This is a genomic window from Shewanella sp. 8A, assembly GCF_023475945.1.
GTDB lineage: Bacteria > Pseudomonadota > Gammaproteobacteria > Enterobacterales > Shewanellaceae > Shewanella > Shewanella xiamenensis.
This window is the reverse complement of the sequence record NZ_JAMDJP010000020.1, coordinates 1-26,315: the sequence shown is the minus strand read 5'-3', so window position 1 is coordinate 26,315 and position 26,315 is coordinate 1. Positions and strand designations below refer to the sequence as shown.

The window sequence follows — 26,315 nt, the reverse complement described above, 5'->3', positions numbered from 1 at the left end:
ATTACTCACAATCGGCATTATTGTAATAGTAGTGCCAAATGTCATATTGACTGTAATTAAAGGGAAATATTACGTCAGGCCGTCATAATAAGCTGCTCAAATCGCTCACTTTATTCACGGAACGAGCAAGACCGCTCATTGCCTCGAGGGTCGTGCACGACGAACCAGTCATAACAACTGGTTCAATTCGCTCGCTGGGACGGGCTAAAGCTCGCCACTTAACCAAACGTTAGAGCCTTTGATGGGTGCACTTGAATATTCACAAGCAGCTTTGCGGATCTGCGGGGATGATTTGATACCTGAAGACATTTCAAACTTGCTTGGCGCTAAACCGACGAGCAAATCTGGACACCCACACTTAATGGCGTTGCCGTGGCTGTGTCAGATTACCCTCTGCTTTTAATCGCGGTTAACAATAGCTAGTTTACTAAGCAATTGACCACATAGCGTGTGAGTTTGAGTTAAGGCTAAAGCTGTTTTAGTGTGCTAACCGATTGAAATAATAAAAATCCCTGCCTAGCAGGGATTTTTGCTTTTAGCTTTTACCGCTATAGTGCGGCTGATTAACGTAAATCTACTTGAAGGGCCACACCTGTACTTTGGCTTTCACTTTGGAGCGTAATGTAATACCAGCCAGCACTGGGATTATTGACCTTGATTTGCTCCGTAGTGCTGCCAGCATTTGTTGAAGCGGCTTCATATTGCTGGGCATTGGCCCAGCTGCGACCCGAGTAAAGGCTGACATCTCCAGTTCCGTGGGCCGAGCGTACTTCTAATTGGCTTGTCCCTTCGGGAACCCAAAGGTAATAGTCATTACGGCCATTGGCGCTGCAGACGGCATCACCCGGCGTGAGTTGGGTATAGCTCACAGGGGATTTAGTCACGCAGGCATTGGCAATTTGATTAGGAACGCTACTGCCACCACCGGCTTTAAGGTTGAAGCTCACGCCACTAAATTCACTTGCAGTATCAACCGTGATATATCGCCAGCCACGGTTTGCCGTAAAGCTAAAGGACTCTTTGTTGCCTTGATTTACACTGCTGGCTTGGGCATTGCTCGCGCTTGCCCAAGTATTGGCATTAAAGTAAATATTGGCATCGCCTGTCCCCCCTGTTGTGCTAACACTAAATTGGCTGTTGTCAGCATCGACCCAGAAATAAAAGCTATTACGGCCACCGCTGATACATTCATCTTTTCCGAGGGTTAGCTTACCGTAATTGATAGTTGCGGCACCGCAATTGCTGGGCACTTCACCACCAGTATCGCCGCCATCACCTAAGTCGGGATCGGTATCGGCAACTAACTCAGTGGTACTCACTAGCATATCAACACCACCAAAATCGCCTTCTAGGGTGATATAGTGCCAAAGTTCATTGGGGTTTAGGCTCACTTTGATCACTTGGTAATTACCGTTGCCGATGCCATAGCCCTGATTTTTTTCAGCACTTGCCCATCCCCTTGAATCGTAATAAATGTCGGCATCACCCCAACCACCGCCAATTTTGATCCAAATATCCTGAGCCGAGCGATCACTATTGGCAAAGCTAAAGCTGGCTCGGCCTTGTTTGGCGTCAATACACTCCATAGGTACCTCAAGACTGAGGCTGGCTGACTCGCTATAGCGGTATGCTTCGTTACTGACTTGGCAGGGCGAGTAATCTTTGCTGATGGTGCCCGCAGGGCCTGCCCAGTTACCTTCGCGACCACTGGCATTAGCCTGTTCATCACTTGGGCCTTTATCGACAATACCATTGTTAGTGGTGCTTAAACCGCTGGTGAGCCAGCCGCGCCATTCGTTGTCATAGCGGGTGCCAATGGAATCCATAAATGCTTGATATTCAGCATATTGGTTATTACGCAGGAAGGTTAGGATCTGGCGAACATCATCGCGGTGGTTTTCAAACATAAAGCGTACGGCGAGGTAACCCCAACGGTAGATGCGGTCTTGGCCAGAGTCATAGGTGTTTTTAAAGATGGTTGAGAGCATATACTCGCCCGTTTCCCCCATTGCGATGGCAGCGGGGTTGGCATCTCGGTACGAAATATATTCTGCTAATCCTTCAATCCACCAAATTGTGTTGACGGATACGCTGCGGCTGAAGTCGCCAAACAAGTTATAGCGGCCATCGAGGTAATGCACGTATTCATGCTGTAAGTTCCACACATGAAAATCTGGGCGACGCCATTCGGCCTCATAGGCAATAAAGCGCGCTTGGTTTTTAAGTCCTGCGGGAGAGCCTTCTAAATACATGCCGCCATTGTTGGTATTGATCCCAAAAATGCTGTTGGCAAGGGATTGATATTCTGACGAGCTGCCAAAAATCACCAGTTCTAAATCATCATTGTTATCCTGTGCGACCGCCTGCATTCCCGTTTCGAGTATCGTGTGGAAATGGCTTTCTTGCTGACTTAATACTCCGCATGCCCATTTGGCTTGATCTTGGTAAAGATCTTGGGCGCGGATCTTGAGGCTGTCGGAGCATTTCCAATTAAACGGTAAGCTATCGGCGGCCAATTGCGCCTTGAAACCGCAGATCTGGTAAGCATTGCAGTTGCTGCGATCGTAGTAATCTGCCATCTCGGCGGCAGCAAACCACAGTACTTTACTGGGATCATTTTTGCTGGTGCTATTTAAGATATTTTTGACCAATTGGGTCACTTTAGGGCGCATGGCATCAATGTAGTACAGTCTAGATAACTCTCTGACAGCATTGACTAAAACATATTCAGCATTGGTGCCGAGTAAGTCCCTATGGTTAAGTTGGAACTGGTTGAGCGCATCCAAAATGGCATGATCTCGGGCAAACAGCGCCTGCATGTCAGGATTCCACTGGGCGCGGAATAAGGTGGTAAACACGGTATTGGCGGCCGCATTCATTGCAAAGCTGGCTTGCCATGTGCTGTTGTAGTCATTGAGCACTTTGAGGGTGACAAAGTTAAAATCAGCCCCCAGTTCAGCCGAATCAATCAGGATCAGTGCTTCTTTGAGCACGCTGGCATTGGCATCGGAGAGTGTCCAAATGGCGTTATTGGCAAAGAGAGCATTAAGCGCTGATTTTAAATTGTTTTTCACCGCGCTGCTGTAGGCGGGGACGTCGCTGGGATTGTAAAACTGCACATAAAGCGCGGCGCGCACAAAGTAAATGTGTGACTCAATGCCTTGGTTATCCACGCCAGTGTATTGGGGCGCCTTGGCCGCAATCGCATTAGCAACTGTGGATACATTCGCCTCACTAAATACGCTGCTTGCATCACTTCCCTTGATATTAAATAGCTTACCGACACACTGCGGTGTGGACTGCGTTAGCTCGTCTAATAGTGCTTGGCCCGATTTACCAACAAAGTTACTACAGTCGGCATTGGCGGCAAAGCTGCTGGCTTTTGATCTCGGAGAGTTCTCGAGCAACGCTTGCTGTTGTGAAGAATGTGCATCGAGATACTCAGAGTGTGTCGGCTCGTTAGGGGAGGCTATCAAGCTGTTGCTGGGTAATAACGGCCGATGGCTGGCATCAAAATTGAGTGGCGCTGACGGTGAAGCTATTGGTGCTAACGTACTGGGGATTGCTGTGTTTTTCGCTTGTATTGAATGGTTTGGATCTTGTTGTGAATGGTTATGGGCGAGCGAGGGTGTAGCGATGGCTAAGCTAATAGCCGCGAAAAGTAGGGTCTGTTTCATGGTGTATCCATAGTTATTTTTATCTGCAAAGCAGATCTTCCTTGGGCGTTATCCGATGTATTACAGCAATTAACCTCGGACCTCATTGGTCCAACTGAATTTAATGCTTGTCTAATTCAGTTAGCGCCGAAATATCATGAAATAAATTGCATAAAATATCCAATATAAATCGATAAAAATTTACAAGTTTTTCACATTGTTTTTATCGTTATGTTTTTATTGTATTTTTTATTGAACTATCGTGCGGTTAATAAAGATTGGTAATGTAGACGGCAATTGTTTTAATGTGGCATCGTTTCATTCAAGTTGCTGGCGTCCTTTTGTTACCTCGCTAACGGTCAACAAAGTTCATTCCAACATTGTTTGGGTTAACATGTTTTAACCTGAGTATGATGCCGCTATGTTTGCAGCGATAAGCCGAAATCCCAAAGTTGTACAAGGAGTTAGCTATGTCAGATTTACCAAAAGATTATGCCCATATACATATTGAACAGCCCGGTGAGCCAGAGGTGATGCAACTTTCTCGATCTCCCTTGCCGGTTGTCGGGGTCGGACAAGTTCTTATCCGAGTAAGTGCGGCTGGGGTGAATGGACCGGATCTTAAGCAAAGGGCAGGAGCCTATCCGCCGCCACCCGGAGCATCGTTAATTTTAGGGCTTGAAGTGGCTGGTGAAATTTGCGCCATAGGTGAAGGCGTGACTCAATGGCAACTGGGGGATAAGGTTTGTGCTTTAGTCCCAGGTGGCGGTTATGGCGAATACACCTTGACCTATGCCGCTCATTGTTTGCCGATTCCAACAGGATTTTCGATGGTGCAAGCTGCCGCGTTACCTGAAACCTTTTTTACCGTTTGGGGTAACTTGTTTATGCGCGCCGGACTCAAGGCTGGCGAAACCGTTTTGATACACGGTGGCTCTGGTGGCATTGGCAGTACGGCGATTGCGCTGGCGAATCGTCTTGGTGCGCAAGTGATTGCGACTACTGGGCAGGATGAAAAGCGCGACTATTGCTCAGGATTAGGTGCCCATCTTGTTGTCAATTACAACACTCAGAATTTTGTCGAAGAAGTCATGAGCTTTACGCAGGGTAAAGGCGTTAATGTGGTATTTGATATCGCGGGTGGCGATTTTATTAACCTCAATTTGCAAGCACTCGCGTTGGATGGGCGTATGGTGTCGGTCTCAACTCAACGTAGTCCTAAAGCTGAGGTTAATATTCTCCAGCTGATGGCTAAGCGAATTGTCTGGACAGGTTCAACCCTAAGACCACAAACGGTTGAAGCCAAAGCTGAAATCGCAAGGCAATTACACGAACGTGTTTGGCCATTACTTGATAGCCAGCAAATCGTGCCGCATATTTTTGCAACGTACCCATTGAACGATGCACCTAAGGCCCATAGATTAATGCAGTCGGGCGAACATAGGGGCAAAGTGGTATTAACATTTTGAATTAACTCAGCTACAAGCTGTAACCTCTTATCGCTTCAATAATTTAATGGTTATAGGTGCATAATTAAAACTTGATGTGATGTTTTTTTAGACTAAAGTCGTTAGTGACAAATTTTTTTAGAGACTTTGGCCGAAATTAATGCGTAATAAGTGAAAATTTCATGGTTTGAGGCATTGATTATCGAAAATATTCTGTAAAAATACCCAGTTGAAAACGTCAGAGACTTTCCGGCGCTATTCGTGGATCAAAGCAAGCGTCGCTTCGCTTATTCAGACTAAAAAACTCATAGTGTATGTGTTGATTTAAGGGTATTGGCATATATGTATAACACAGCAAAGAAACAGGTTTGGTATGGTGAGCTGAGAACATCGAAGGGCAATGCGATTGTCGTCCACGACAACCAGCTGCCAGAGGCTTCCCCTGGACGAATTTACCTCTACAATACCGACCGTGATGCCATTGTTGAGTATGTAGAAGACATAGTAAAAGTGAACCTATACGACTTAGATGAGGCCGCATTAAAAGCTGCTGAGGCTAAGTTTAGCGGTGCATGGAAAGCGGCTCGCGCTCAATTTATGAGCAAGCATCAAGCTCGTATTGATCTGAACAACGTTAAGGATTCTGGCCCAGTACGTAAGGCTAAACCTGAGGTTGAGCCTGAAATCGAAACCGATGCAATTGGTGCTGATTTCGATGAAGATTGGGGCGATGATTTCGACGATTAATATCCAATTTGCTTCGGCAACATTGGATAAAGGTAAGGAATGAAACGACTTTATTCCTTACCAGCCTTTCTTTTTAATTCCTACAGATGCTCATTTCAACTTTAGTCAACAATATCAAATTGATATCGACTAATATGATGATAGATTTTCCCGGGTACTAACCAGGCATCATCACCCAATTGCGGTTGATTGGGCGAGTCAGGCAGCTTTTGCGGTTCAATACACACGCCCTGATGTTGGTGCAAACTTTGTTGGTTTCGTCCCACGGTTCCCGCTAAAAAGTTAGCGCAGTAGAGTTGTACGCCAGGCTGATTGGTAAATACCGTCATGGCGCGGCCGCTAACAGGACTGCTTAAACAACCAAAGCGGCGTAGTGAACCATCGGGGTTATCCATCAAATAGCAATGATCATAACCTTGGGTGCTTGTTAGTTCGGGAGCGTGAAGTTTTTCGCCAAGGGTAACACTTTGAGTTAAATCGAAAATACTATCTTTAACCTCAGCAATTCCTGTCGGGATGCCGACTTCATTCATCGTTAAATAGCGTGTCGCATCGATTTGCATCTGGTGCTGATAATTATTGCTCGTACCATCCAGATTAAAATAGCTGTGCTGCGTCAGGCTCACTGGACAAGGTTTATCCACGGAGGCCAGCATTTCTACATAGAGATTATTGGCGGCAAGGCGATAGTCTAATTGCACCGTGCAATTACCGGGGAAGCACATATCGCCATCTGGACTCACTAAGGTTAATCTTACCCCATCGGGAAGCGGGCCTAAGTGCCAGTTCTTTCTGTTAAAACCTTCGCGGCCACCATGTAAGCAGTTGCTCGCTTGATTGATATCCAGTTGATAGGTTTGCCCCTGATATTGCAGCTTGCCAAGGGCGATACGATTGGCAAAGCGGCCTGCAATAGCGCCAAGGTGGGCATTTTGAGTCAGGTAATCTTCGGCACTGTCGCAGCCTAGAACGATATTGGCGCGCTCACCCTGTTTATCGGGCGTCCAAAGCGCGCGAATAATGCCGCCTAAACTGAGCACTTCCAAGGCGATGATGCCATTGTCTATCCGCACGCGTTCAATTTCGCCGCCGCGGGGATCGGTCCAAGGATCTAATACACTGAAACGCACCATTTAGTTTCCCTCAATGTCAAAATGCCTACCGTAGATTATTTAACCGTTTGATTTTGCCTCTTAAAAATGACAAATACCACACAATTCATGGTTGAATTCGTATGGTATTCGTGGCGGAGTTAGCAGGTGCGATTGCGTGATTAACTGTCGATTCGCCCTGCGCCAGCACTCGCTGAACAGAGATAAACGGTTGCGTCTATCCCTGTTTGCTCGAAAAATGTCTGTTCGACCGCAGAAACTACCGCATCGGTAAGCTCATGGTCGACGAGCGCGACCACGCAGCCATCGGTCATGCGTATGCCACCGCGTTCGCCAATCACTTGGCTAACAATATCCACCAAAGTGTCAAATTCAGGCAGTGTTACCTCAAAATCATCTCGCAGTGATTGATGAGACTGAGCCATTAATAGGCTGAATTTAGAAATATTATTTTGCTCTAGTGCCCGAGCAGCACTCTGAGTGCGTTTATTCTCGGTGACTACGTGTTTGGCGCGGCGATAAAGGGTTTCATCCAATTTATCCTTGGCACTTTCAAGCTGACGCAGTTCAAGATGGCGCAGAGCGTCTAAACCAAAAAATTCGGCAGCTTGGGCGCATTCCTCACGTCGCTGCTGGCTAATCGCCGCTAATCGTTGTTTCTCAATATGCGCATCAATGATGATCAGGCTGAGATTCTCAGGGATTGCAATCGCTTCGCTATCAAGGTCAAGGCAGTCGATGAGCAGGGCATGATCCGGCTCGCCCATCGCGCAAACCATGTGATCCATAATGCTGCAAGCCGATGCGACGTACCGATATTCGCCACGTTGCGCTAATTGTGCCACTGCCATCGGTGAGAGATGTAATTGGCTGCTGTCACTAATAGCTGTGCCAAAGGCGACGACCAAGGCGCCAGAGGAAGATAACCCTGCTGCGAGTGGTACATCGCCTACCACGGCTAAATCTAAGCCCTTGGCAATGAGCCCTGTGTTGGCCATCGCCGCTGTGAACCCTTTTAAATAATTTACCCAACCGTCCTCGGGATGGATTTCGGTTTCTTTGCCGAAGGTCCATTCTTTAATTTGCCCGGGAAAGGCATCAGCAACGGCGCGAAACTTGTTGTCTTCACGGCGTTTAACGGCAATCACCGTATGAAAATTTATGGCGGCAGGCAAAACAAAGCCGTCGTTGTAATCCGTGTATTCACCGATCAGATTTACTCGACCTGGGGCTTGATATAAATCATCGGCTTTAGTGCCAAAGGTTTGGACAAATAACTTGGTGGCGCGCTGCGCAGGGTTCGACATGCTGAGAAGACTTCCAAAAAAGCTGGGCTAATTTCGTTCTTGTCTTCGATTTATATCACGACTAAGTCGGCGATGTAACTGAGATTTTCTATGGCATTGACGATAAGCTTGTCAGAGAAAACCGATAGTCAAAAACGCCGCAATGTTTGAGCGTGTGTAAGTGAGTTAAGGTGATTGATTTTTAGTGGTTTTGATAGGTTTTATCGGGTGAGGTAATGACTCAGGTTAATCCCTTTCCTGAGTCATTTTTAGCCTAAATAGGATGAGTTTTATTCATGATAACAAACGTAAACACGCCTTAAACTGCGGCAGAATGTTGTTTGGTGTCATCGTCTAGCTCGGCAACTGCCTTCGTTTCAGAGTCTGGTAATAACTCATGAACCACATGGTCGACAAAACCCGCACCCGCCGCTTCGTATAGATTGTAAACGCTGTGCACACCAGAACTTCTGAGTGATGCGGCATCTTCACCATATTGTACGATTGCACTCAGTTTACCTTGATAATTCAGCTTCTTAAGTTGCTCAACGGCGAAGAGATTTCCCGCATGATGCGGCATTGCTAGCAGCACTAATTCAAGATTGGGCGCTTTATCAAGCTTCTCCCAAAAGTCGGTATCGGAAGCGTCCCCTTGCACAACATTACGGCCTTTAGCGCGGTGTAAATCGACCAAGTCTTGCTTATGCTCAATCCCGAGGATCTCACCGTCGAACCGGGCACGCAGTTCATCGTAGGCTCCACTACCAATACGCCCCATCCCTAGGATTAAAAAGCGTGGATTACCAATGGCAATGGGGCGATCTTCTGGGTGCAATGGGCGTTTTTCTAACCTAACGAGTCGCTGTTGGAAGCGTTGATAAATATTTCCGACTGTAGCATTGAGCGGCGCTGCTAATAAAAAGCTAAAGCTTAAGGCCACGGCAATAATCACCAACCATTGTGACGGTAGCCAGCCTTTGCTGGTGGCAACCGCAGCGACGATCAGACCAAACTCGGAGAAGTTACCTAGGTTAAAGGAACCTAACATCGAGGTGCGCGAACGTAATTTAAAGCGAGTAAGAATATAGACAAACAATAGGATTTTTAGCGGTACTAACAGTACTAATAATGTAGCCAGCACGATATCCGAAATCGTGGGTAAGCCATTGAGACCAATGGTTAAGAAGAAGGCGACAAGAAAGAGTTCTTTAAAATAAAACAATGATTTAGCCAGCTCAGAGGCTTTTTTATGTCCCGCGAGCAAAATACCAATAACTAATGCGCCGAGATCCGGTTTTAAGCCAACGGATTCAAATAACCAAGCGCCGACAACCAGTGCCATTACTAATCCAAAAAGCACTAATAATTCACCGTGGCCAACACGGTCAAAGGCTTTATAAATCAGTGGTTTTGCCAGAGGTAATAACAATAACGCAAATGCCCACACCGAAGGCACATCGCCCTTAGAAATGGTTAAAAAGAGTACGGCAAAAATATCCTGCATAATCAGAATACCAATAGCAACACGGCCATACAGGGATTGCATATCCCCTTTATCTTCTAAGACCTTTACCGCAAAAACAGTACTGGAGAAGCTTAACGCAAATGCCAGTAAGGTTAACTGCTCAATCCCTAAACTGGTAAGTTGAGATAATCCTAATAACCCTAATATTTTGAGAATAGGGACGAATACTAGGATCGATAGCATCAAATGCACACTCGACCCCGCCCACACTTCAGCCTTAAATAGGCTACGAATATCGAGTTTTAAACCAATCGCAAACAGCAGTAGCGTAACCCCTAAATTGGCGAGTTCTTGCAGCAGTGGCAGGCTTTCTTTTTCAATACCTAATACAAAGAGTACAAAGCCCGCCACTAAGTAGCCGATGAGTGGGGGCAGTCCTATACGGCTAACGAGCATGCCGCAAATAAGGGTGATAATGAGGATAGCTGGTTCCATAATGCTCCAATCTAAAAAGTCCACGATAAACAAGGATTGTATAAGAAATCGATGACAGCGCGATAAAAAAGCGGACTTTTAATGAAAAAAGTCCGCTTTTTGTTGATTTTACGCTAAAACGCCGCAGAGGAGTGTTAGCGTTTAGTCGAGATTATTTCACCAAGTGATCTAAATGAGCTGCAAACTCCTTGGGACCCATAAAGCCGGTTACCCTTAAATCTTCTCGCTGTTCACCTTGCTCGTTAAACATCAATAATGTCGGTAAACCGAGGACATTGTATTTTTCAAGCAGAGCGACATCCACAGCATCACTCTTAGTCACATCCGCTTGCAGCAGCACGATTTTGTTCATTCGCGCTAATACTTCGGCGTCTTTAAAGGTAATGGCTTCAAACTCTTTACAAGCCACACACCAGTCAGCGTAGAGATCCAGCATCACAGGCTTACCAACTGCCGTGGCAGCGGCAATTTCGCGGTCCAAATCTTCAATGGATTTTATCCGTTTAAAGCCATGGGCTTGCTCAGTCGTTGTCGCAGTCGCAACCGGACTGTGGCTAAAGCCAAAGTGACCCATCACGGCTTGGAAGCCATAGGAGAAGCTTGCCAGCAGGGTTAAGGTGAGTAGCACTGAGCGTACGGTTTGTTTCCAGTTAAAGGCGCTGAGCTTATTTTGGTGCATCAGGTAACCGGTGAAGCTAATGCCCCAAAGCGACCAAAGCACATCGGAAACCACGCCCGTCCAAATACGGCCAAGCATCACAATCGATACCGCAATCAGCAGGAAGCCAAACACGGTTTTAATGATATTCATCCAAGCGCCCGCGCGAGGCAGTAACTTACCACCCGAGGTGCCGATGATAAGTAGTGGTACGCCCATGCCCATACTCAGCACATACAGCGCGAGGAAGCCTTGTAATAAATCCCCGGTTTGCGCCACATAGACTAAGGCGCCAGAAAGTGGAGCCGTGGTGCAAGGTGAGGCGACCAATCCTGAGATTACCCCCATCAAAAACACGCCAATCAGATTGCCGCCCTTTTGATTATTTGAAATGGAGTTCATCTTCTCCTGCCAGCTTGAAGGCAGTTTGAGATCGTACAAGCCAAACATGGATAAACTGAGTACAAAGAACAGGATGGCTAATACCACGAGCACCGCGGGATGTTGCAGCGCCGCTTGGTATTTCATCCCCGCCGACGCGACGACTAAACCTAAAATCGAGTAGGTGATTGCCATACCTTGCACATAGGCCATCGACAGGGTGAAGGCTTTGGCGGTCGACAGTTTTTGCCCTTGACCAACAATAATGCCCGATAAAATCGGATACATGGGGAATACGCAAGGGGTGAGCGCTAAGCCAATCCCTAAGCCGAAGAAGATCACTAAGGTCCAGAGTAAACTGTCGTTAGACAACATCTGGCTTAGGCTATCCTGCTGAGTAATCGGCTTAGCAGGGGCGCTGCTTGCTTTGGCATCTGTGTCAGTGGCGGCAGGCTTGGTATTTTCGCCGCTGTCTGCGCTAGAGGCGATTTGCCCATCATTAGCTGCTACCGCTTTTAAGCTGACATCGCGCTTGGTTGGTGGATAACAGAGTTTACCCTCGGCGCAGCCCATAAAGGTGACGCTTAAGGTGCTGTTTTCATCCGCTTGCTTTAGGCCAACGGGAATGTCGATATAGGTGTAGTAAACCTCTTGTTCACCAAAATACTCATCGTTATGAGGTTTGCCTTTTGGTAGGTCAATGGTGCCTAATTCAGCGCCATTGACACTAAATTTGAGTTTATCGCGGTACATGTAGTAGCCGTCGGCAATCACCCAATTAAGGGTAACCTTATTGCCTTCCTGCTTAAAATCAAAGGCAAAGGCTTGATCAACAGGCATTAACTCAGGTTCGCTTTTTAGAAAACCAAAGTTATTCGCAAAAGCATTGCCACTTAGAGTGAGAGGCGCGAGAAGCAATAATGCAGTAAAGGTAAGGCTAAGTAGTTTTTTCATGGCTGAGTGTTATCTTTTATCCAATCTAAGTAGGCTGGTAGCCCGTGAGTCACGGGTACGGCAATAATTTCAGGCACTTGATAAGGGTGAAGTTTAAGCACAAGCTGTTCTAACTCTGGATAGCGTGTTTGTAAACATTTAATGTGTAAGCTAATTTCTTGCTCTTCACAGATTTTTCCTTCCCACGTATAGACCGAGCGGATGGGTGCTGAAATATGCACACAAGCCGCGATACGCGCTTCCACTAACGCATGGGCGATGCGATTGGCATGAACGTCGTCTGGACAGCTAGTGCTGACCATTAAATACTGAGGTTGCATAGTGTGGGTATCGTCCCCTAACAATCTTAAACTTCGCTTAAGCCTATTAGGCTAAGCTACTTTACGTGTTTTTATGGTCTCATACATTAACGGCTTAACGAAAGAGTGAGCTAACTATCAGAAGTTTCACCGCTTTAGCGCAGTCTGCGCCCTAATGACTTGAATTAAGACCGGATTGCCCCCATTTAGTTTTCAAACGAGCAAGATAAATCTGAGGTCGGTATGTTTTTAATCCTATTTTTATTATTTGTGCTGATCCCAGTTGTTGAGCTATCAGTGTTAATCCGTGTGGGTGAAGTGCTGGGTACTTGGACCACTATTGGCCTTGTATTATTTACCGCTGTATTGGGCGTATCTTTAGTACGCAGTCAAGGATTAAGTACTCTAATGCAAGTGCAGCAAAAACTCGCGCGAGGTGAGGCGCCAGGGCAAGAAATTGTCGAAGGTATGATGCTAGCCATGGCAGGGGTATTGTTGGTTATTCCTGGATTTGTGACTGATTTTATTGGTTTATTGTTGCTCACTCCTTTAACCCGTCGTCCGATAGCAGCCTTAGTGTTTAAACGTATGCAACTGCGAGTGGTGTCGGGTTTACAAGGCGGTATGCACGGCGGTTTTGGTGCGGGTCCCTTTGGCTCTCATTCTGGCTCACAAACAAATCCTTTCGAGCAACCTCCCTTTGAGCAAAATAAACATGCCGATGGCAATGTGTACGAAGGCGACTTTGAACATAAGGCCGACCCTAGCGATAAACGTCCTGAAAGCCATCAATTGGTGGATAAAGACGAGCAACCCAAAGATCCAAAGGCGTAATCCGCTTTTCAGCTCGACTTTCTTTCCTCTGTGTAAAGCCTCAAGTTATCGGGGTTAGCCGCTATTCTTCGACATCCCAATATGAAAAGGCCAATCGATGCTGATAAGCAGCATCGATCGGCCACGCCGGGAAGCGTTTAGGGGGAGTGGCGGGCTAGTGTTTCTCGCTCGCCACTGCATTCGGTTTGATGTTAAAGGCCAAGCTGTACATCACTGGCAGCACGATAAGGGTCAGCAGCGACGCAAAACCTAAACCAAAGATGATAGTGATCGCCATGGAGCCGAAAAAGGCGTCGGGGATCAGAGGTATCATCCCGAGCATGGTCGTGATCGCCGCCATCATCACAGGGCGAACGCGGCTGACACAGGAATCGATTAAAGCTAAATAGGCGGCTTTGCCTTCACTGAGTTCGAGGTTTATCTGGTCAACCAATACAATACCGTTTTTAATCACCATGCCCGATAGACTCAGTAGTCCCAGCAGCGCCATAAAGCTAAAGGGCGCGTCGAAAATCAATAATCCCGCCGATACCCCAATCAAGGCCAATGGCACGGTAAACCAAATCACTAACGGCTGGCGTACCGAGTTAAACAGGAACACTGTGATTAAAAACATCGCTAAGTAACCCAGTGGAATTGAACTAAATACCGCAGTTTGGGCTTCGCCCGCCGTTTCATACTCGCCACCCCATTCTAAGTGGTAACCCGCAGGCAAGCTGATAGCTTCGACCTTAGCTTTGACTTTACGTAATACTGAGTCGGCGGTTTCATCGCTACCCAGTTTAGGGTCGGCTAAAACGGCTAACATCCGCATCCGATCGCGACGTTTTACTAAGGGGTTTTCCCATTGAGTATCGAAGCTGCTTACAACTTGCGTTGCTGGCACAAAGGTGCTGTGCTCGCTACTCCAAATTTGCAGTTTCCACAGGCTGTCCGCCTGTAAACGCTCCTCGGCGGGTGCGCGAGCAACGATGGGGAGTAAATGGCTGGTTTCACGGTACAGGCCAATCTGTTTGCCGCTAAAGTTAACTAACAGTGCGTTATCCAGATCCTGTTTACTGATCCCCGTTTCCCTTGCTTGAGCATTTTCTAATTGCGGACGAATTAAAGTCACTTGGTTGCGCCAGTCATGGCGAATACCGTCCATACTCGGCTCCGCATGGAAGATGGCTTCGGCTTGAGCGCCTAGAGCACGCAGTACTTCGGGATCATCACCGTAGAAGCGAGCCTCAATCTTCGCGGCGGGAGAAGGGCCGTTTTCCATATTTTTTAATCTGAACTGTGCCTGAGGGAATCTCTGATTTAAAAAGGTTTCTAGCTCTGGCATATAGACTTTTAAGGAGGCTAAATCTGCCATTTCAATAATGAGCTGCGCATAGGCGGGATAGCCCTTTTCGGGTTGATAGGGCAACACAAACCGCTGCGCACCTTGGCCAATGACCGTTGTTAAGTGTTTTAAGCCACTATGTTGTTCCTCGGCTTGCTTGAGTAACTGCTGCTCAATATCGGCGGTAAAGCGTTCAGTGCCTTTAATATCTGTACCTTCTGGCATCCAAATATCGACAAAAAAGATAGGCGTATTAGATGCTGGGAAGAACACATTCTTGATATGACCAAAGCCAATCACTGCGCTAACGAGCATGGCACCGACTAATAAAATGCTGGCGATTCTAAAACGTAGGGCAAAGGTTAAGCTCGCGCGGTATATGCTAAAAAACCAGCCTTTGTATGGGTCCTGCTCTTCCTCATCTGCGGGGGCATCTTTAAACAGCAAATGGCAGAAGAAAGGCGTCAGGGTGATCGCGGTAATCCAACTGATAAATAAGGAAATCATCAACACTTGGAACAGTGAGCGACAAAACTCCCCCGCGGCATTTTGCGATAAGCCAATCGGTGCAAACGCGATAATCGCAATAACGGTGGCGCCAAGCAGTGGCCACTGAGTTTGCGACACAATTTGTTTGGCGGCTTCAAGGCGAGTCTTGCCACGACGCAGACCAATCAAAATGCCTTCGGTAACGACAATGGCGTTATCGACCAACATGCCCAAAGCAATAATCAGCGCGCCGAGGGAGATCAGTTGCAGCTCAATGCCCAGCACTTTCATCACGATAAAAGTACCGAGAATGGTCAACAGTAAGATGACCCCCATCAATAAGCCTGAGCGTAAACCCATAAACAGCAAGAGTACGGCAATAACGATGGCAATCGATTCTAATAGATTGATCAAAAAGCCATTTACTGTGTCATCCACCGCCAAACTTTGGTTATAAACCGTGTCTAAGCTCATCCCTATTGGGCGCTGTGACTCCAGTTCGGCAAGGCGCTCGCTAACGCTTTTACCCACTTCAACCACGTTAACGCCACTTGAAAAGGAAATCCCAAGGGAGAGGGCGGCTTCGCCACGGTTGTGATAGAGCACGTCAGGGGTTTCATCATAATCTTTTTCTATATGGGCAATATCGCCAAGATAGATAAGCTCAGTGCTGCCGGGCGGGCTGACGATCAGACGCGCGAGATCCTGCACACTGCTAAATTCTCCGGTGGGATGGATGCGAATACGATTATCGCCGACCACCAAACTGCCCGCGTTGGAGACCACGTTTTGATTGTTAATCAGGCCGTGGATATAGCTTTGATCTAACCCCAGTGCCGAGAGTTTTTGTTGTGATATTTCAATCACAACCTGCTCGGTTACGCTGCCCGCAACTGAAACCTTTTTGACCCCAGGCACCAGTACCAATTCGCGGCGCAAATAATCGGCATAGTTGCTTAATTCGCGGTTGCTATAGTCAGGCCCTGAGAGATTAAACAAAATGCCGTACACATCGCCAAAGTCGTCATAGACTTTGGGCGTGCTAGTGCCGGGAGGCAGTTGTCCTGCGGTGTCGTTGACCTTACGACGTACTTCATCCCACACCTGCGGCAGGCTCGTTTTGTCATAGGTTTCTTTGACCTCAATTTGGATCTGCGACAAACCCGCACTGTTAATGGAGGTTACGTGCTTAACCGCATCGAGTTGCTGTAAGGCATCTTCGAGGGGAAGGGTGACTTCTTCTTCCACTTGCTCTGGCGATGCACCCGGATAGGCGGTGATGACTAGGGCTTCTTTAATGGTAAATTCGGGAAACTCTAACTGCCCAAGACCGGTAAAGCTCACACTACCGCCCACGAGTAGCAGTAATACAAACATCCAACTGATGACTTTGTGGCGGATTGAATACTCAGCAATATTCATGGATTAAACTCCGCGCTGCCAGCGTAGTGGTTTGACTTTCATCCCGTCGGATAATTGGGATACACCTGCACTGACAATTAAATCGCCATTATTAATACCGCCAAGCACTTCAACACCTTCACTGGTGACTCGGCCTAAGGTAACAGCAGTGGGTTTCACTTCGCCCGATTGCGTTTGATATACCCACACTTGGACTCGGCCATCCTGATCGCGTTTATCGATAGCGGTGACTGGCACTATGGCCGATGCTGCTTGGTCTGGGCTTTTCATTAAGGCCAGGGTTAATTCAGCACTCATCCCTGGAACTAATTGAATATCCTTGGGTTGTGGTAGGGAAAACACCACTTTATAGGCCTGAGTGCCGGGCGTGACTTGGGTGGAGTACTCCTTGAATTTCGCATCAAACTCCATGCCTGCTAATGCACTAAAACGCACTTTAGCGACAAACTTTTGCTGCTGGATATAAGTGTTTAAACCCGCGGCCATCGACTCGGGTACTTGGATACTTACATCGAGCAAATGGTTGTTTTGTAGGGTTAATATTCCTTGATTAGCCTGCACAATTTGGTGGTTATCCACTAAACGTTTGGCCACAGTGCCACTAAAAGGGGCGATAAGCTTGGTATAACTTAACTGGTCACGGGCGGCAGCTAAGGCGGCTTTGGCCGATTTAAGCTGTGCTTGGGCGCTATCAAACTCGGCTTGGGAGATTAATTTACGCTTTAGGAGTTCAGTTTTACGCTGAAAATCCGCCGCTAAGAGTTCATGCTCGGCTTCGCGGGTCATTAAATTGTTATAGGCATCCCTGTCGTCGAGCTTAGCCAAGAGGCTGCCTTGGTTAACACTTTGCCCCTCTACCAGCGCCAACTCTGTAAGTTGCCCAGAAATGCGAAAGGACAATTCTGCGCGACTATTGGCGCTCACCCGCGCGGGGAAGGTTCTAAAATCTCCGCCCTCGAGTTTGGCAACCTCAAACAGTTTTACGGGTCTGATGACACTCGCCTGTACCGGGCTTTCCGCTGGCGTGCAGGCTGTAAGCAGGGCTGGCAATAACGCCGCCAAGGGAATAAGTCGATAAGCTTTCATGGTGGAGAGTCCTCAATAACAATTTATCAACATTTCAGGGGCGCGAATATATCAGCTAAAGTTGTTGCAATAAACGGGATACTTTGGGATTATCAATCCCACATAATGAGATTGATATTAAGTTAAAAATGAATACAGAGGACCTCGCGTTATTTCACCGAATCGCTGAAACCGGCAGTTTGATTGAAGCGGCGGATTTGCTTAACTTACCAAAATCGACCGTGAGTCGGCGTTTACAGGCATTGGAAGATGAGCTGAATATCAAGCTATTCCACCGACAGAGCCGCTCGATGACGCTGACCTCGGCTGGAAGCCATTTTTACCAACGTTCACAGAATATCTTGGCGCAGCTCGATGAAACTCTGTTTGAGATGACTAACGAAGATGCTGAGATCAGTGGCCATCTCCGCATTCAAATGTTTCCTATCCACAGTATGAATGTGTTGATGCAAGCCATTTTTCGTTTTATGGATCTGCATCCCAAGCTCACGGTTGAAGTGATTAGTAGCGCAGAATCTGTTGATATGGTGAAGAATAATCTCGATGTAGCCTTTGTGGTCGAACACGCATTAGATACCTTAGATTTAGTGGTGCGGCCGATATTCACCACGGATTTGCGTTTTTATGCCAGTCCCCAATACCTAGTGCAACATGGTATGCCGCAGACTCCACAGGAGATTGAGTCCCATAATGTGGCTTTATTTAGGCTCTCAAATGGCAAGATCTTTAATGAGTTATGGATTGGTGCAGAACAGGAAGTTCGGGTTCGGGGGAATTTCTGCTCCAACAGTGTCGAGGTCGCGGTAGAGTTTGCTCTGCAAGGGCGCGGCATTGTGTATGCGCCTGCGGAAGTTGTGGCTGATTTTGTGGCTTCAGGGCAGCTAATTACCCTGTTACCTGAGATAGAGTCCCATCCTGGCGAATGCTATTTGGCCTACCCATCAAGGCGTTATGTAAGCTTGGCCAGCAGACGCTTTATCGACTTTATTATTAAAGAACTGGCGCCGAAAGGTGTACCAACTAATCTCAGCACGCAAAGTGTGCGCCGAGTTTGTAAGGCATCGGAGGAGCCCTTCCCACCCAATGATGTGCGTTTTAGCCTAAAAAGCACAACCTAAATAGCGTCGGCGGTCGTGACCTTGGTCGGCTCGCAAATCCGTTGCGCTAAGTAATAACAGGCAATCCCCATCAAGAGGTTGGTGATGGGGAGCGCGAGTAATAAGCCTTTTACGCCATCAATATAAGATCCCAGCGCCGCCAGTGGCAGCATCAATAGCACTAAGCGGCACAGGTTAATCACTAACGAACTCATCGGCCTATGGTACGCATTAAGCGCCGTGGCAAAGATAATCACAATTCCCAGCGGGCCATAGGCGCAGGGCAGCACCAGAATATAAAAACTTAACCACTCTAGCACCTGCGGATCGGTACTAAATAAATTCGCGAGTGGCTGGGCCAAAAACGCCAATGGAATATAGAGTAAGGTTTGGAATACAAAGATAAATTTAAGCGATAGCAGCAAAGCCTGCTTCGCCCTTTGGGGTTGGCCAGCACCGAGATTTTGCGCGATAAACGGCATCAGGCTCGATGATAATGCCATCACCACAATCAACAGCACCGATTCTAAGCGTGTGCCTGCACCAAACGCTGCTACGGCGCTGTGATCGATATGGGCCAGCATCGCCATAATCACCGCATTGGCGAGCGGATTGATTAAATTCATCAATGCCGCAGGCTGGGCAATATGGGCAAGTTTACTCCAGTTGGCACGCATTCTATCGATATCAAATACCGCCCGCTCAAGCATTCGCCGCTTGATGATCAGCAAATAACCCGAGAGCGACAACGCGACAAGCCATGAGAACAGGGTGGCAATCGCTGCGCCTTGGATCTCTAAACGCGGAAAAGGCCCAATACCGAAGATAAGCAAAGGATCGAGGATTAAGTTAATCAGCGCCGCCAGCATCATAATCATCGCTGGTGAGCGAGTGTCGCCCGTGGAGCGTAAGCCTTGGTTGCCCACCATCAATAACACCAACAGCGGCGCGCCCACATACCAATACATCATATAGTCATGAATGAGTGGCAAGCTGGTTTCATTGGCGCCAAGTAAACTAAACAGTGGCTCGATAAAAATACTACCTAGAGCGGATACACTGGCGATAAGGATAAAGGTCAGCAGCAGCGCATCGTGCAAAAATACCTTAGCTCGTGGCGCATTACCCGAGCCAATCAGCCTGCCAAGGTTAGTGGAAACGCCTGCACCAATCCCAATAGCAATGCTGGAAATAATTAACGTTACTGGAAAGGTAAAACTGATTGCAGCTAAAGGCTCTGTCCCTAATTGGCTGATAAAAAAAGTGTCAGCGAGGCTAAAACCTAGAATGGTCATAATGCCAATCAAGTTAGGGAGGCTCATGTTGAGCAGTACACGACCAATTGGCGCGCTAAGCAGCCCGTGTCTGTCTTTCATGGGGAAAATAGTGCCTTGTTTGCGAGCGGAGGCGAGATTCTAGCAGGATTGTGCCCGCTTGAAAAAACCGACATCAAAAATTTGAATTTTTTTTTGTAAAGGCACTTGGATCTGGCAGGGGTTAACCCCATATCACACACATCAAAGGGGAAGGCGGAAATGCCTCCTCTTTTTCATCACAAAATCGCCTCGATTGTTGGGCATTAAATCATTAGGAGAGTTCATAGATGAATATTCGTCCATTACATGACCGCGTAATCGTTAAGCGTTTAGAAGTTGAATCAACTTCTGCGGGTGGCATTGTATTAACAGGCAGCGCCGCCGAAAAATCGACTCGCGGGGAAGTCCTTGCAGTAGGTAATGGCCGTATTTTAGAAAACGGCACTGTAAGACCTCTGGATGTGAAAGTGGGTGATGTAGTGATCTTCAATGAAGGTTACGGTGTTAAGAAAGAAAAAATCGACGGTCAAGAAGTCTTGATCCTGTCGGAAGCTGACCTGATGGCCATCGTAGGTTAATCCACGACATCAATTCGACATTCCAATTAATCATTAAAAATGTAAAGGATATTCAATTATGGCAGCTAAAGAAGTTGTATTTGGTAACGACGCACGCGTAAAAATGCTGGCTGGTGTAAACATTCTGGCTAACGCAGTTAAAGTGACCTTAGGCCCTAAAGGCCGTAACGTAGTATTAGACAAGAGCTTTGGCTCACCACTGATCACTAAAGACGGTGTGTCTGTTGCAAAAGAAATCGAATTAGAAGACAAATTCGAAAACATGGGCGCGCAAATGGTGAAAGAAGTTGCTTCTAAAGCCAACGACGCCGCCGGTGACGGTACCACTACTGCAACTGTTCTGGCACAAGCCATTGTCACTGAAGGCTTAAAAGCCGTTGCAGCGGGTATGAACCCAATGGACTTAAAGCGCGGTATCGATAAAGCCGTGATTGCCGCCGTTGCTGAACTGAAAAACCTTTCTCAAGATTGCGCTGACTCAAAAGCGATCGCTCAAGTAGGTACTATCTCTGCAAACTCTGACGAGTCAATCGGCCAAATCATTGCCACTGCAATGGAAAAAGTCGGTAAAGAAGGTGTGATCACCGTTGAAGAAGGCCAAGCACTGGAAAACGAACTGGACGTAGTAGAAGGTATGCAGTTCGACCGTGGTTACCTGTCTCCATACTTCATCAACAAGCCAGAAACCGGCAGCGTTGAATTAGATCACCCATTCGTACTGTTAGTCGACAAGAAAATCTCTAACATCCGCGAACTGTTACCAATCCTTGAAGGTCTGGCAAAAACCGGTAAGCCATTACTGATCGTTGCCGAAGATGTTGAAGGCGAAGCCTTAGCAACGCTCGTTGTTAACAACATGCGCGGTATCGTGAAAGTGGCAGCGGTTAAAGCCCCAGGCTTTGGTGACCGTCGTAAAGCCATGCTGCAAGACGTAGCGATTTTAACTGGCGGTACTGTAATCGCTGAAGAAATCGGCCTAGAGCTTGAAAAAGCAACCCTAGAAGATTTAGGTACTGCTAAGCGTGTTGTGATCACTAAAGACAACACCACCATTATCGATGGTAACGGCGAACAAGCGCAAATCGAAGCGCGCGTAAGCCAAATCAAGCAACAAATCGAAGAATCAACTTCAGACTACGACAAAGAAAAACTGCAAGAGCGTATGGCTAAATTAGCTGGCGGTGTTGCGGTAATTAAAGTCGGTGCAGCGACCGAAGTTGAAATGAAAGAGAAAAAAGCTCGCGTAGAAGACGCACTGCACGCAACTCGTGCTGCGGTTGAAGAAGGTGTGGTGCCTGGCGGCGGTGTAGCTCTGGTACGTGTAGCTTCTAAGATTGCTGACGTTGAAGTAGCTAACGAAGACCAAAAACACGGTGTGGTTATCGCCCTACGTGCAATGGAAGCGCCACTGCGTCAAATCGCGACTAACGCAGGTGAAGAAGCCTCTGTTGTGGCGAACAACGTGAAAAACGGCAGCGGTAACTACGGTTACAACGCGGGCAACGACACCTACGGTGACATGTTAGAAATGGGTATCCTTGACCCAACTAAAGTGACCCGTAGCGCACTACAATTCGCAGCGTCTATCGCAGGTCTGATGATCACCACCGAAGCAATGGTAGCTGAACTGCCAAAAGCTGATGCGCCAGATATGGGCGGTATGGGTGGGATGGGCGGAATGGGCGGCATGATGTAATTTTTGCTGGTTTAAATCGGTGATTACGGCGTTGCTGCTCGCTCACATACAAACAACGTATGCTACGCTCACAGCGCCTTGTACTAACACGATTTATCCCGCGCAAAAATAACTTAAACATCAGCGGTCTTTAGCTTAATCGCTTAAAACCCAAATTCTTGTAAGAGAAAAATGAAAACCCCGACTCGGGTAACTGAGTCGGGGTTTTGTTTTTTTGGTCTAACTACGTGAGTAAGTTTCTGGTGTACTTACCTACACTTTTTGGGGTTTAAGCATTGAAAATTGCTTTTAAAGTGTAACATTGTACACTTTTAGTGGGTTTGTCATTATCAACAATCAAAAAGTGTACTTATATACACTTTTAGATTGAATGAGACTGTTATTAAGGCTAAGGTGTAGGAAGTTACACTTTTGGAGACGATAATGGCATCACCGCTAAATCAACAATCCCTCGGCTTGTTAATTAAAGAACGCAGGAAAAGTGCTGCTCTTACTCAAGACGTGGCGGCCATGCTGTGCGGCGTAACCAAAAAAACGCTGATCCGAGTTGAAAAGGGTGAGGATGTTTATATCTCAACTGTATTCAAAATCCTTGATGGTCTGGGGATTGATATCGTTTCGGCTCAAACCAGCAATACCGAAACTAACGGCTGGTATTAACCTATGAGTACAGCTAAAACGCTTACGCTAGAGATGCACCTCGGTGATTTAATGATCGGGGAATTATCCTTTGATGCCACGACCGACACCTTTGCGGTGTATTACACCAAAGATTGGCAGCAAAGTGGATTTCCACTATCCCCAACGATTCCTTTAGATGGCACAGGAACGAGCAATCAAATATCAATGTTTTTGGTCAACTTATTACCAGAAAACAAAGGATTAGATTATCTTATTGAATCGCTTGGCGTCTCTAAGGGGAATACCTTTGCCTTGATCCGCGCCATTGGTCTCGATACCGCTGGTGCCATCGCTTTCGTTCCTAAAGGGGCTTTACTGACTGAAACACAATTGCGGCCAATTAAGGCTGAAGAAGTGATTCAACGCATTGAAGATCCAACAATGTGGCCGATGGAAATCTGGGACGGCAAACCTCGACTATCGGTAGCGGGTGTTCAACCTAAATTAAACCTGTTTTATAACGGGAAAGAATTTGCCTTTGCCGAAGGTACGCTGTCATCGACCCATATAGTTAAATTCGAAAAATATCATCATTTAGTGATCAATGAATTTATAACGATGCGTTTAGCCAAAGTGATTGGAATGAATGTGGCGAATGTCGATATTGTTCATTTTGGCAGTTACAAAGCCCTTTGTGTTGAACGCTTTGACAGACGTTATATACCAAGCGAGCAAAGGGTGTTAAGAAGGCATATTGTCGATAGCTGCCAAGCACTTGGTTTTAGTGTAAGCAAAAAATATGAACGTAATTTCGGTACGGGGCGCGATGTTAAAGATATTCGTGAAGGGGTCAGTTTTAACAGGCTATTTAGTCTTGCCGCAAAATGCCGCAATCCCGTGGCAGCTAAGCAGGATATGCTGCAATGGGCGCTATTCAATTTACTGACCGGCAATGCCGATGCACACGGTAAAAACTACTCATTTTTTATGACGCCAAGCGGAATGGAGCCAACGCCTTGGTACGATTTGGTCAGCGTGGCTATGTATGAGGATTTTGAACAACAGCTTGCGATGGCTATTGATGACGAATTTGAGCCAAATAGCATTTACGCCTATCAATTAGCCGCGTTTATGGATGGCTTGGGTTTACCAAGAAATTTATTAGTCAGTAACTTAACGAGAATAGCGCGGAGAATACCGCAGGCAATAGCGGAGGTGATTTTAATGCTCCCGCCCCTTGATGAAGATGAAGCATCATTTGTGGCTCATTACAAAGCGCAGTTACTGGCGAGATGTGAACGTTACCTTAGTTTTGCTGACGAGGTCAGGGATGTGGAAGTGTAGTTCTAGCTACAGCTTATGACCCAGCGGTAATTTTGAAGGTGGAAGATTAACTTCTTAAACCACTATGTTGGAAGTTAATCCTCGGATACTTGTGACAGCCCCATATTTCGATATTGCTAGTTATTGCGGCATAACGGCCGAGGTGAATCAAAGTCGTGGGGCTTCACCCCACCCCCGACCAAGGAGGACTGCTCGTCCTATCCTCCTTGGATGCTCCAAGACGCCCCTAGCGAAGTTACATGCATTAGTTAGTGGCTTCGTGCTTATTCGAAAATGGCTAACGCTTCCGATGGTACATCCTGTACCCCGAAAGCTAGCGAGGCATCCATGCCTCGCTCACGCGATTTTCTTCAACGCCCTTCAGCAACTTCGCAGGGGAAGGTGAACTTCTGTTGCCTTGGTGTTAGCTGTTAGTCCTAAAGATTTGTGCCTGTCGTCCCATCTTTCTGGGAAATTTATAAACTGGCTTCAAATCGAGACTAAAAAGGTATCGGTTTTTGCTTGGGTGTTTATGAAATTAACTGAAATTATTACACTTTCACTTTGCCTAATACTATTTACCGCGCCAAAATGCTTCTCGGTAAATAAAGTCTCGATTTTCCTGGATGAAAAATGTTGATAGCCCGCTGAGGATGATGCTAACTTATTGGCATAATTAAATTATTTACTCGGTTAATTCCAATGTTCAACTCTATTCGGGTTGGGTTTTATTAGAAGAGCGGGTAATACACTGTTAGGAGCCTTTGTGGAGTCTGTGCAGCTCAATCAAGCGTTCCTCAGCCATACGCCAATTTCTGGTGTGGCCTATCAGCATAATGATTTCGTGCTTGTCGTAAGTGGCACACACTCCGGCAGCAAAGGTTCGCTAGTTTCTCTTATATCTCTCAGTCCAGAACCAACATTTATTCTGGAGCTAGAATCCGGTTTCGATGTAGAAATCAAACAATCGGAGCTTGCGTATGCAGTCTCCTAACAACGCGCTCAAAGCGCTCACTTCGTTCGCTGGGACCGCGTTCCGCAGCCCCTTAGCTTAATCGTTATGCATATCGCAAAAATTTAACTTCGGTGGTCTAGGGAATAAATAAAATGTTACTCAAAGAAGTCATTACTATAAATTATAAAAGTGCTCAAAAAACGGCACTTGAAATTCAGTCCGTTTCTCCAACAGTGCTAATTGGAGAGAATGATTGTGGTAAAACAACATCATTGAACTCGGCAAGACTGTTGTTAGAGCAGTCTTTTTCAGTGTCTATCCCAAATGATAAAACCGAAAAAAATGATTTATCGCATACTGCATTAACTAAAACTGAAATTAATGTTTATTTAGGTGAACAAGGACTGCCTGAGCTATTTGAGCTAACGGAAGATCATCAACAAAAGTTTATTGTATGCATTGGTAAGTTTCAAATTGAAGATTTTGATAAAGACGCCGCAGATATATCTAACCACCTAAAGTGGGTGCTGGAATCTGCAAGATTGATGGATGACCAGTGTAGGTACTTTTATAAAGCTAGGGTTATAAACGCAGATACAGGGGTAACTGAAATATATTACTCTCATTACCATCCGGATGAGCAGAGCTTAGCTAGTATTTACAGTTCGACTCAAGCTCAAGTCAATACAGCTATGACGACTTATAATCCAGAGGAACAGAACCTCATTAATGATAATGGTGAAGGACGCCACACAATTTATGAAAAAATGCGTTCGATACTAAATACAGTTTCTTGTTCGTATAAGTTTGTTAAGTTCAGCGATGACGCTAAATATAAGAAGTGGAAGCAAGACTTACAGGCAGCTTTCCCTGAGTACGCTTACTTGAGCTGGAACGAGTCACTAGAGGGTATAACTAAAGCGGCTAATGCTATCTTATCTGACTCTATTGAAGCAGAGTGATCCGATCCGGTACTTTTGGACATCTCGCTAAGTGAGTAAACTCGCTTATTGAGGTGAAGTATGTCAACAAAGAAACCCCGCAAGATCCATACGCAAGAATTTAAAGCC

General features: G+C 46.6%; 19 protein-coding genes. 10 read left to right on the top strand and 9 right to left on the bottom strand.

Annotation, left to right across the window (positions count from 1 at the left end; genetic code table 11):
- Nucleotides 1-563 precede the first annotated feature (563 nt).
- Nucleotides 564-3,677, bottom strand: coding sequence for a M9 family metallopeptidase (locus tag M0413_RS15300; protein ID WP_249554828.1), 3,114 nt, complete (start codon nt 3,675-3,677; stop codon nt 564-566).
- Nucleotides 3,678-4,126: 449 nt separating this feature from the next.
- On the opposite strand from M0413_RS15300, the gene M0413_RS15295 reads away from it, so the two are divergent.
- Both M0413_RS15295 and M0413_RS15290 read left to right on the top strand, forming a co-directional pair.
- Nucleotides 4,127-5,125 carry an NAD(P)H-quinone oxidoreductase gene (locus tag M0413_RS15295; protein WP_249554826.1) on the top strand — a complete coding sequence of 333 codons (999 nt, stop codon included), beginning with the start codon at nt 4,127-4,129 and terminating at the stop codon, nt 5,123-5,125.
- 321 nt (nt 5,126-5,446) lie between these two features.
- Nucleotides 5,447-5,851 (top strand): hypothetical protein, encoded by a 405-nt coding sequence (locus M0413_RS15290; RefSeq protein ID WP_037414254.1) that lies wholly within the window; start codon nt 5,447-5,449, stop codon nt 5,849-5,851.
- Between the two features lie 101 nt (nt 5,852-5,952).
- Here M0413_RS15290 and M0413_RS15285 read toward each other — a convergent pair whose 3' ends face one another.
- The 5 genes from M0413_RS15285 to cutA all read right to left on the bottom strand — a co-directional run bounded on the left by M0413_RS15285 (nt 5,953) and on the right by cutA (nt 12,522).
- Entirely contained in the window at nt 5,953-6,984 is a 1,032-nt protein-coding gene (locus tag M0413_RS15285) for an aldose epimerase family protein (protein ID WP_249554824.1), read from the bottom strand.
- 140 nt (nt 6,985-7,124) lie between these two features.
- A complete protein-coding gene (gene galK / locus M0413_RS15280) occupies nt 7,125-8,270 on the bottom strand; it encodes a galactokinase (RefSeq protein WP_055647537.1) in 1,146 nt (381 codons plus the stop codon).
- 298 nt (nt 8,271-8,568) lie between these two features.
- Complete coding sequence (locus M0413_RS15275) at nt 8,569-10,209, bottom strand: cation:proton antiporter domain-containing protein (RefSeq protein ID WP_037414248.1); 1,641 nt, start codon at nt 10,207-10,209, stop codon at nt 8,569-8,571.
- A 151-nt stretch (nt 10,210-10,360) separates the two neighbouring features.
- Nucleotides 10,361-12,202, bottom strand: a complete 1,842-nt coding sequence (locus M0413_RS15270; protein WP_037414246.1) for a protein-disulfide reductase DsbD — start codon at nt 12,200-12,202, stop codon at nt 10,361-10,363.
- Nucleotides 12,199-12,522, bottom strand: a complete 324-nt coding sequence (cutA, locus tag M0413_RS15265; protein WP_037414243.1) for a divalent-cation tolerance protein CutA — start codon at nt 12,520-12,522, stop codon at nt 12,199-12,201. Before cutA ends, M0413_RS15270 begins: the two co-directional genes overlap by 4 nt.
- A gap of 222 nt (nt 12,523-12,744) precedes the next feature.
- Between cutA and M0413_RS15260 the strand changes: the two genes are divergently transcribed.
- Entirely contained in the window at nt 12,745-13,335 is a 591-nt protein-coding gene (locus tag M0413_RS15260) for an FxsA family protein (RefSeq protein ID WP_047539805.1), read from the top strand.
- A 154-nt stretch (nt 13,336-13,489) separates the two neighbouring features.
- Here M0413_RS15260 and M0413_RS15255 read toward each other — a convergent pair whose 3' ends face one another.
- Both M0413_RS15255 and M0413_RS15250 read right to left on the bottom strand, forming a co-directional pair.
- Nucleotides 13,490-16,573 (bottom strand): efflux RND transporter permease subunit, encoded by a 3,084-nt coding sequence (locus M0413_RS15255; RefSeq protein WP_224021109.1) that lies wholly within the window; start codon nt 16,571-16,573, stop codon nt 13,490-13,492.
- A gap of 3 nt (nt 16,574-16,576) precedes the next feature.
- Nucleotides 16,577-17,659 (bottom strand): efflux RND transporter periplasmic adaptor subunit, encoded by a 1,083-nt coding sequence (locus M0413_RS15250; RefSeq protein WP_249554822.1) that lies wholly within the window; start codon nt 17,657-17,659, stop codon nt 16,577-16,579.
- Between the two features lie 128 nt (nt 17,660-17,787).
- Between M0413_RS15250 and M0413_RS15245 the strand changes: the two genes are divergently transcribed.
- Nucleotides 17,788-18,777, top strand: a complete 990-nt coding sequence (locus tag M0413_RS15245; protein ID WP_089066910.1) for a LysR family transcriptional regulator — start codon at nt 17,788-17,790, stop codon at nt 18,775-18,777.
- Here M0413_RS15245 and M0413_RS15240 read toward each other — a convergent pair.
- The gene (locus M0413_RS15240; protein ID WP_249554820.1) at nt 18,774-20,132 is read right to left on the bottom strand and encodes an MATE family efflux transporter; all 1,359 of its coding nucleotides are present in this window, start codon (nt 20,130-20,132) and stop codon (nt 18,774-18,776) included. The two genes, M0413_RS15245 and M0413_RS15240, sit on opposite strands and share 4 nt — an antisense overlap.
- A 227-nt stretch (nt 20,133-20,359) precedes the next feature.
- Between M0413_RS15240 and M0413_RS15235 the strand changes: the two genes are divergently transcribed.
- The 6 genes from M0413_RS15235 to M0413_RS15210 all read left to right on the top strand — a co-directional run bounded on the left by M0413_RS15235 (nt 20,360) and on the right by M0413_RS15210 (nt 26,207).
- On the top strand, nt 20,360-20,650 hold the full coding sequence (locus tag M0413_RS15235; RefSeq protein ID WP_011071021.1) for a co-chaperone GroES: 291 nt from the start codon (nt 20,360-20,362) through the stop codon (nt 20,648-20,650).
- Nucleotides 20,651-20,708: 58 nt separating this feature from the next.
- Nucleotides 20,709-22,346 (top strand): chaperonin GroEL, encoded by a 1,638-nt coding sequence (groL, locus tag M0413_RS15230; RefSeq protein ID WP_037414230.1) that lies wholly within the window; start codon nt 20,709-20,711, stop codon nt 22,344-22,346.
- 423 nt (nt 22,347-22,769) lie between these two features.
- A complete protein-coding gene (gene hipB / locus M0413_RS15225; protein WP_047539109.1) occupies nt 22,770-23,006 on the top strand; it encodes a type II toxin-antitoxin system antitoxin HipB in 237 nt (78 codons plus the stop codon).
- A gap of 3 nt (nt 23,007-23,009) precedes the next feature.
- Nucleotides 23,010-24,311, top strand: coding sequence for a type II toxin-antitoxin system toxin serine/threonine-protein kinase HipA (gene hipA / locus M0413_RS15220; RefSeq protein ID WP_240292528.1), 1,302 nt, complete (start codon nt 23,010-23,012; stop codon nt 24,309-24,311).
- Nucleotides 24,312-25,056: 745 nt separating this feature from the next.
- Nucleotides 25,057-25,284, top strand: coding sequence for a hypothetical protein (locus M0413_RS15215; RefSeq protein ID WP_240292527.1), 228 nt, complete (start codon nt 25,057-25,059; stop codon nt 25,282-25,284).
- A gap of 113 nt (nt 25,285-25,397) precedes the next feature.
- A complete protein-coding gene (locus M0413_RS15210; RefSeq protein ID WP_249554819.1) occupies nt 25,398-26,207 on the top strand; it encodes an AAA family ATPase in 810 nt (269 codons plus the stop codon).
- Nucleotides 26,208-26,315 lie beyond the last annotated feature (108 nt).

Coding starts and splice junctions, on each gene's coding strand:
- M0413_RS15300 (WP_249554828.1), bottom strand. CDS start 3,677: ATGAAACAGACCCTACTTTTCGCGGCTATTAGCTTAGCCATCGCTACA.
- M0413_RS15295 (WP_249554826.1), top strand. CDS start 4,127: ATGTCAGATTTACCAAAAGATTATGCCCATATACATATTGAACAGCCC.
- M0413_RS15290 (WP_037414254.1), top strand. CDS start 5,447: ATGTATAACACAGCAAAGAAACAGGTTTGGTATGGTGAGCTGAGAACA.
- M0413_RS15285 (WP_249554824.1), bottom strand. CDS start 6,984: ATGGTGCGTTTCAGTGTATTAGATCCTTGGACCGATCCCCGCGGCGGC.
- galK (WP_055647537.1), bottom strand. CDS start 8,270: ATGTCGAACCCTGCGCAGCGCGCCACCAAGTTATTTGTCCAAACCTTT.
- M0413_RS15275 (WP_037414248.1), bottom strand. CDS start 10,209: ATGGAACCAGCTATCCTCATTATCACCCTTATTTGCGGCATGCTCGTT.
- M0413_RS15270 (WP_037414246.1), bottom strand. CDS start 12,202: ATGAAAAAACTACTTAGCCTTACCTTTACTGCATTATTGCTTCTCGCG.
- cutA (WP_037414243.1), bottom strand. CDS start 12,522: ATGCAACCTCAGTATTTAATGGTCAGCACTAGCTGTCCAGACGACGTT.
- M0413_RS15260 (WP_047539805.1), top strand. CDS start 12,745: ATGTTTTTAATCCTATTTTTATTATTTGTGCTGATCCCAGTTGTTGAG.
- M0413_RS15255 (WP_224021109.1), bottom strand. CDS start 16,573: ATGAATATTGCTGAGTATTCAATCCGCCACAAAGTCATCAGTTGGATG.
- M0413_RS15250 (WP_249554822.1), bottom strand. CDS start 17,659: ATGAAAGCTTATCGACTTATTCCCTTGGCGGCGTTATTGCCAGCCCTG.
- M0413_RS15245 (WP_089066910.1), top strand. CDS start 17,788: ATGAATACAGAGGACCTCGCGTTATTTCACCGAATCGCTGAAACCGGC.
- M0413_RS15240 (WP_249554820.1), bottom strand. CDS start 20,132: ATGAAAGACAGACACGGGCTGCTTAGCGCGCCAATTGGTCGTGTACTG.
- M0413_RS15235 (WP_011071021.1), top strand. CDS start 20,360: ATGAATATTCGTCCATTACATGACCGCGTAATCGTTAAGCGTTTAGAA.
- groL (WP_037414230.1), top strand. CDS start 20,709: ATGGCAGCTAAAGAAGTTGTATTTGGTAACGACGCACGCGTAAAAATG.
- hipB (WP_047539109.1), top strand. CDS start 22,770: ATGGCATCACCGCTAAATCAACAATCCCTCGGCTTGTTAATTAAAGAA.
- hipA (WP_240292528.1), top strand. CDS start 23,010: ATGAGTACAGCTAAAACGCTTACGCTAGAGATGCACCTCGGTGATTTA.
- M0413_RS15210 (WP_249554819.1), top strand. CDS start 25,398: ATGTTACTCAAAGAAGTCATTACTATAAATTATAAAAGTGCTCAAAAA.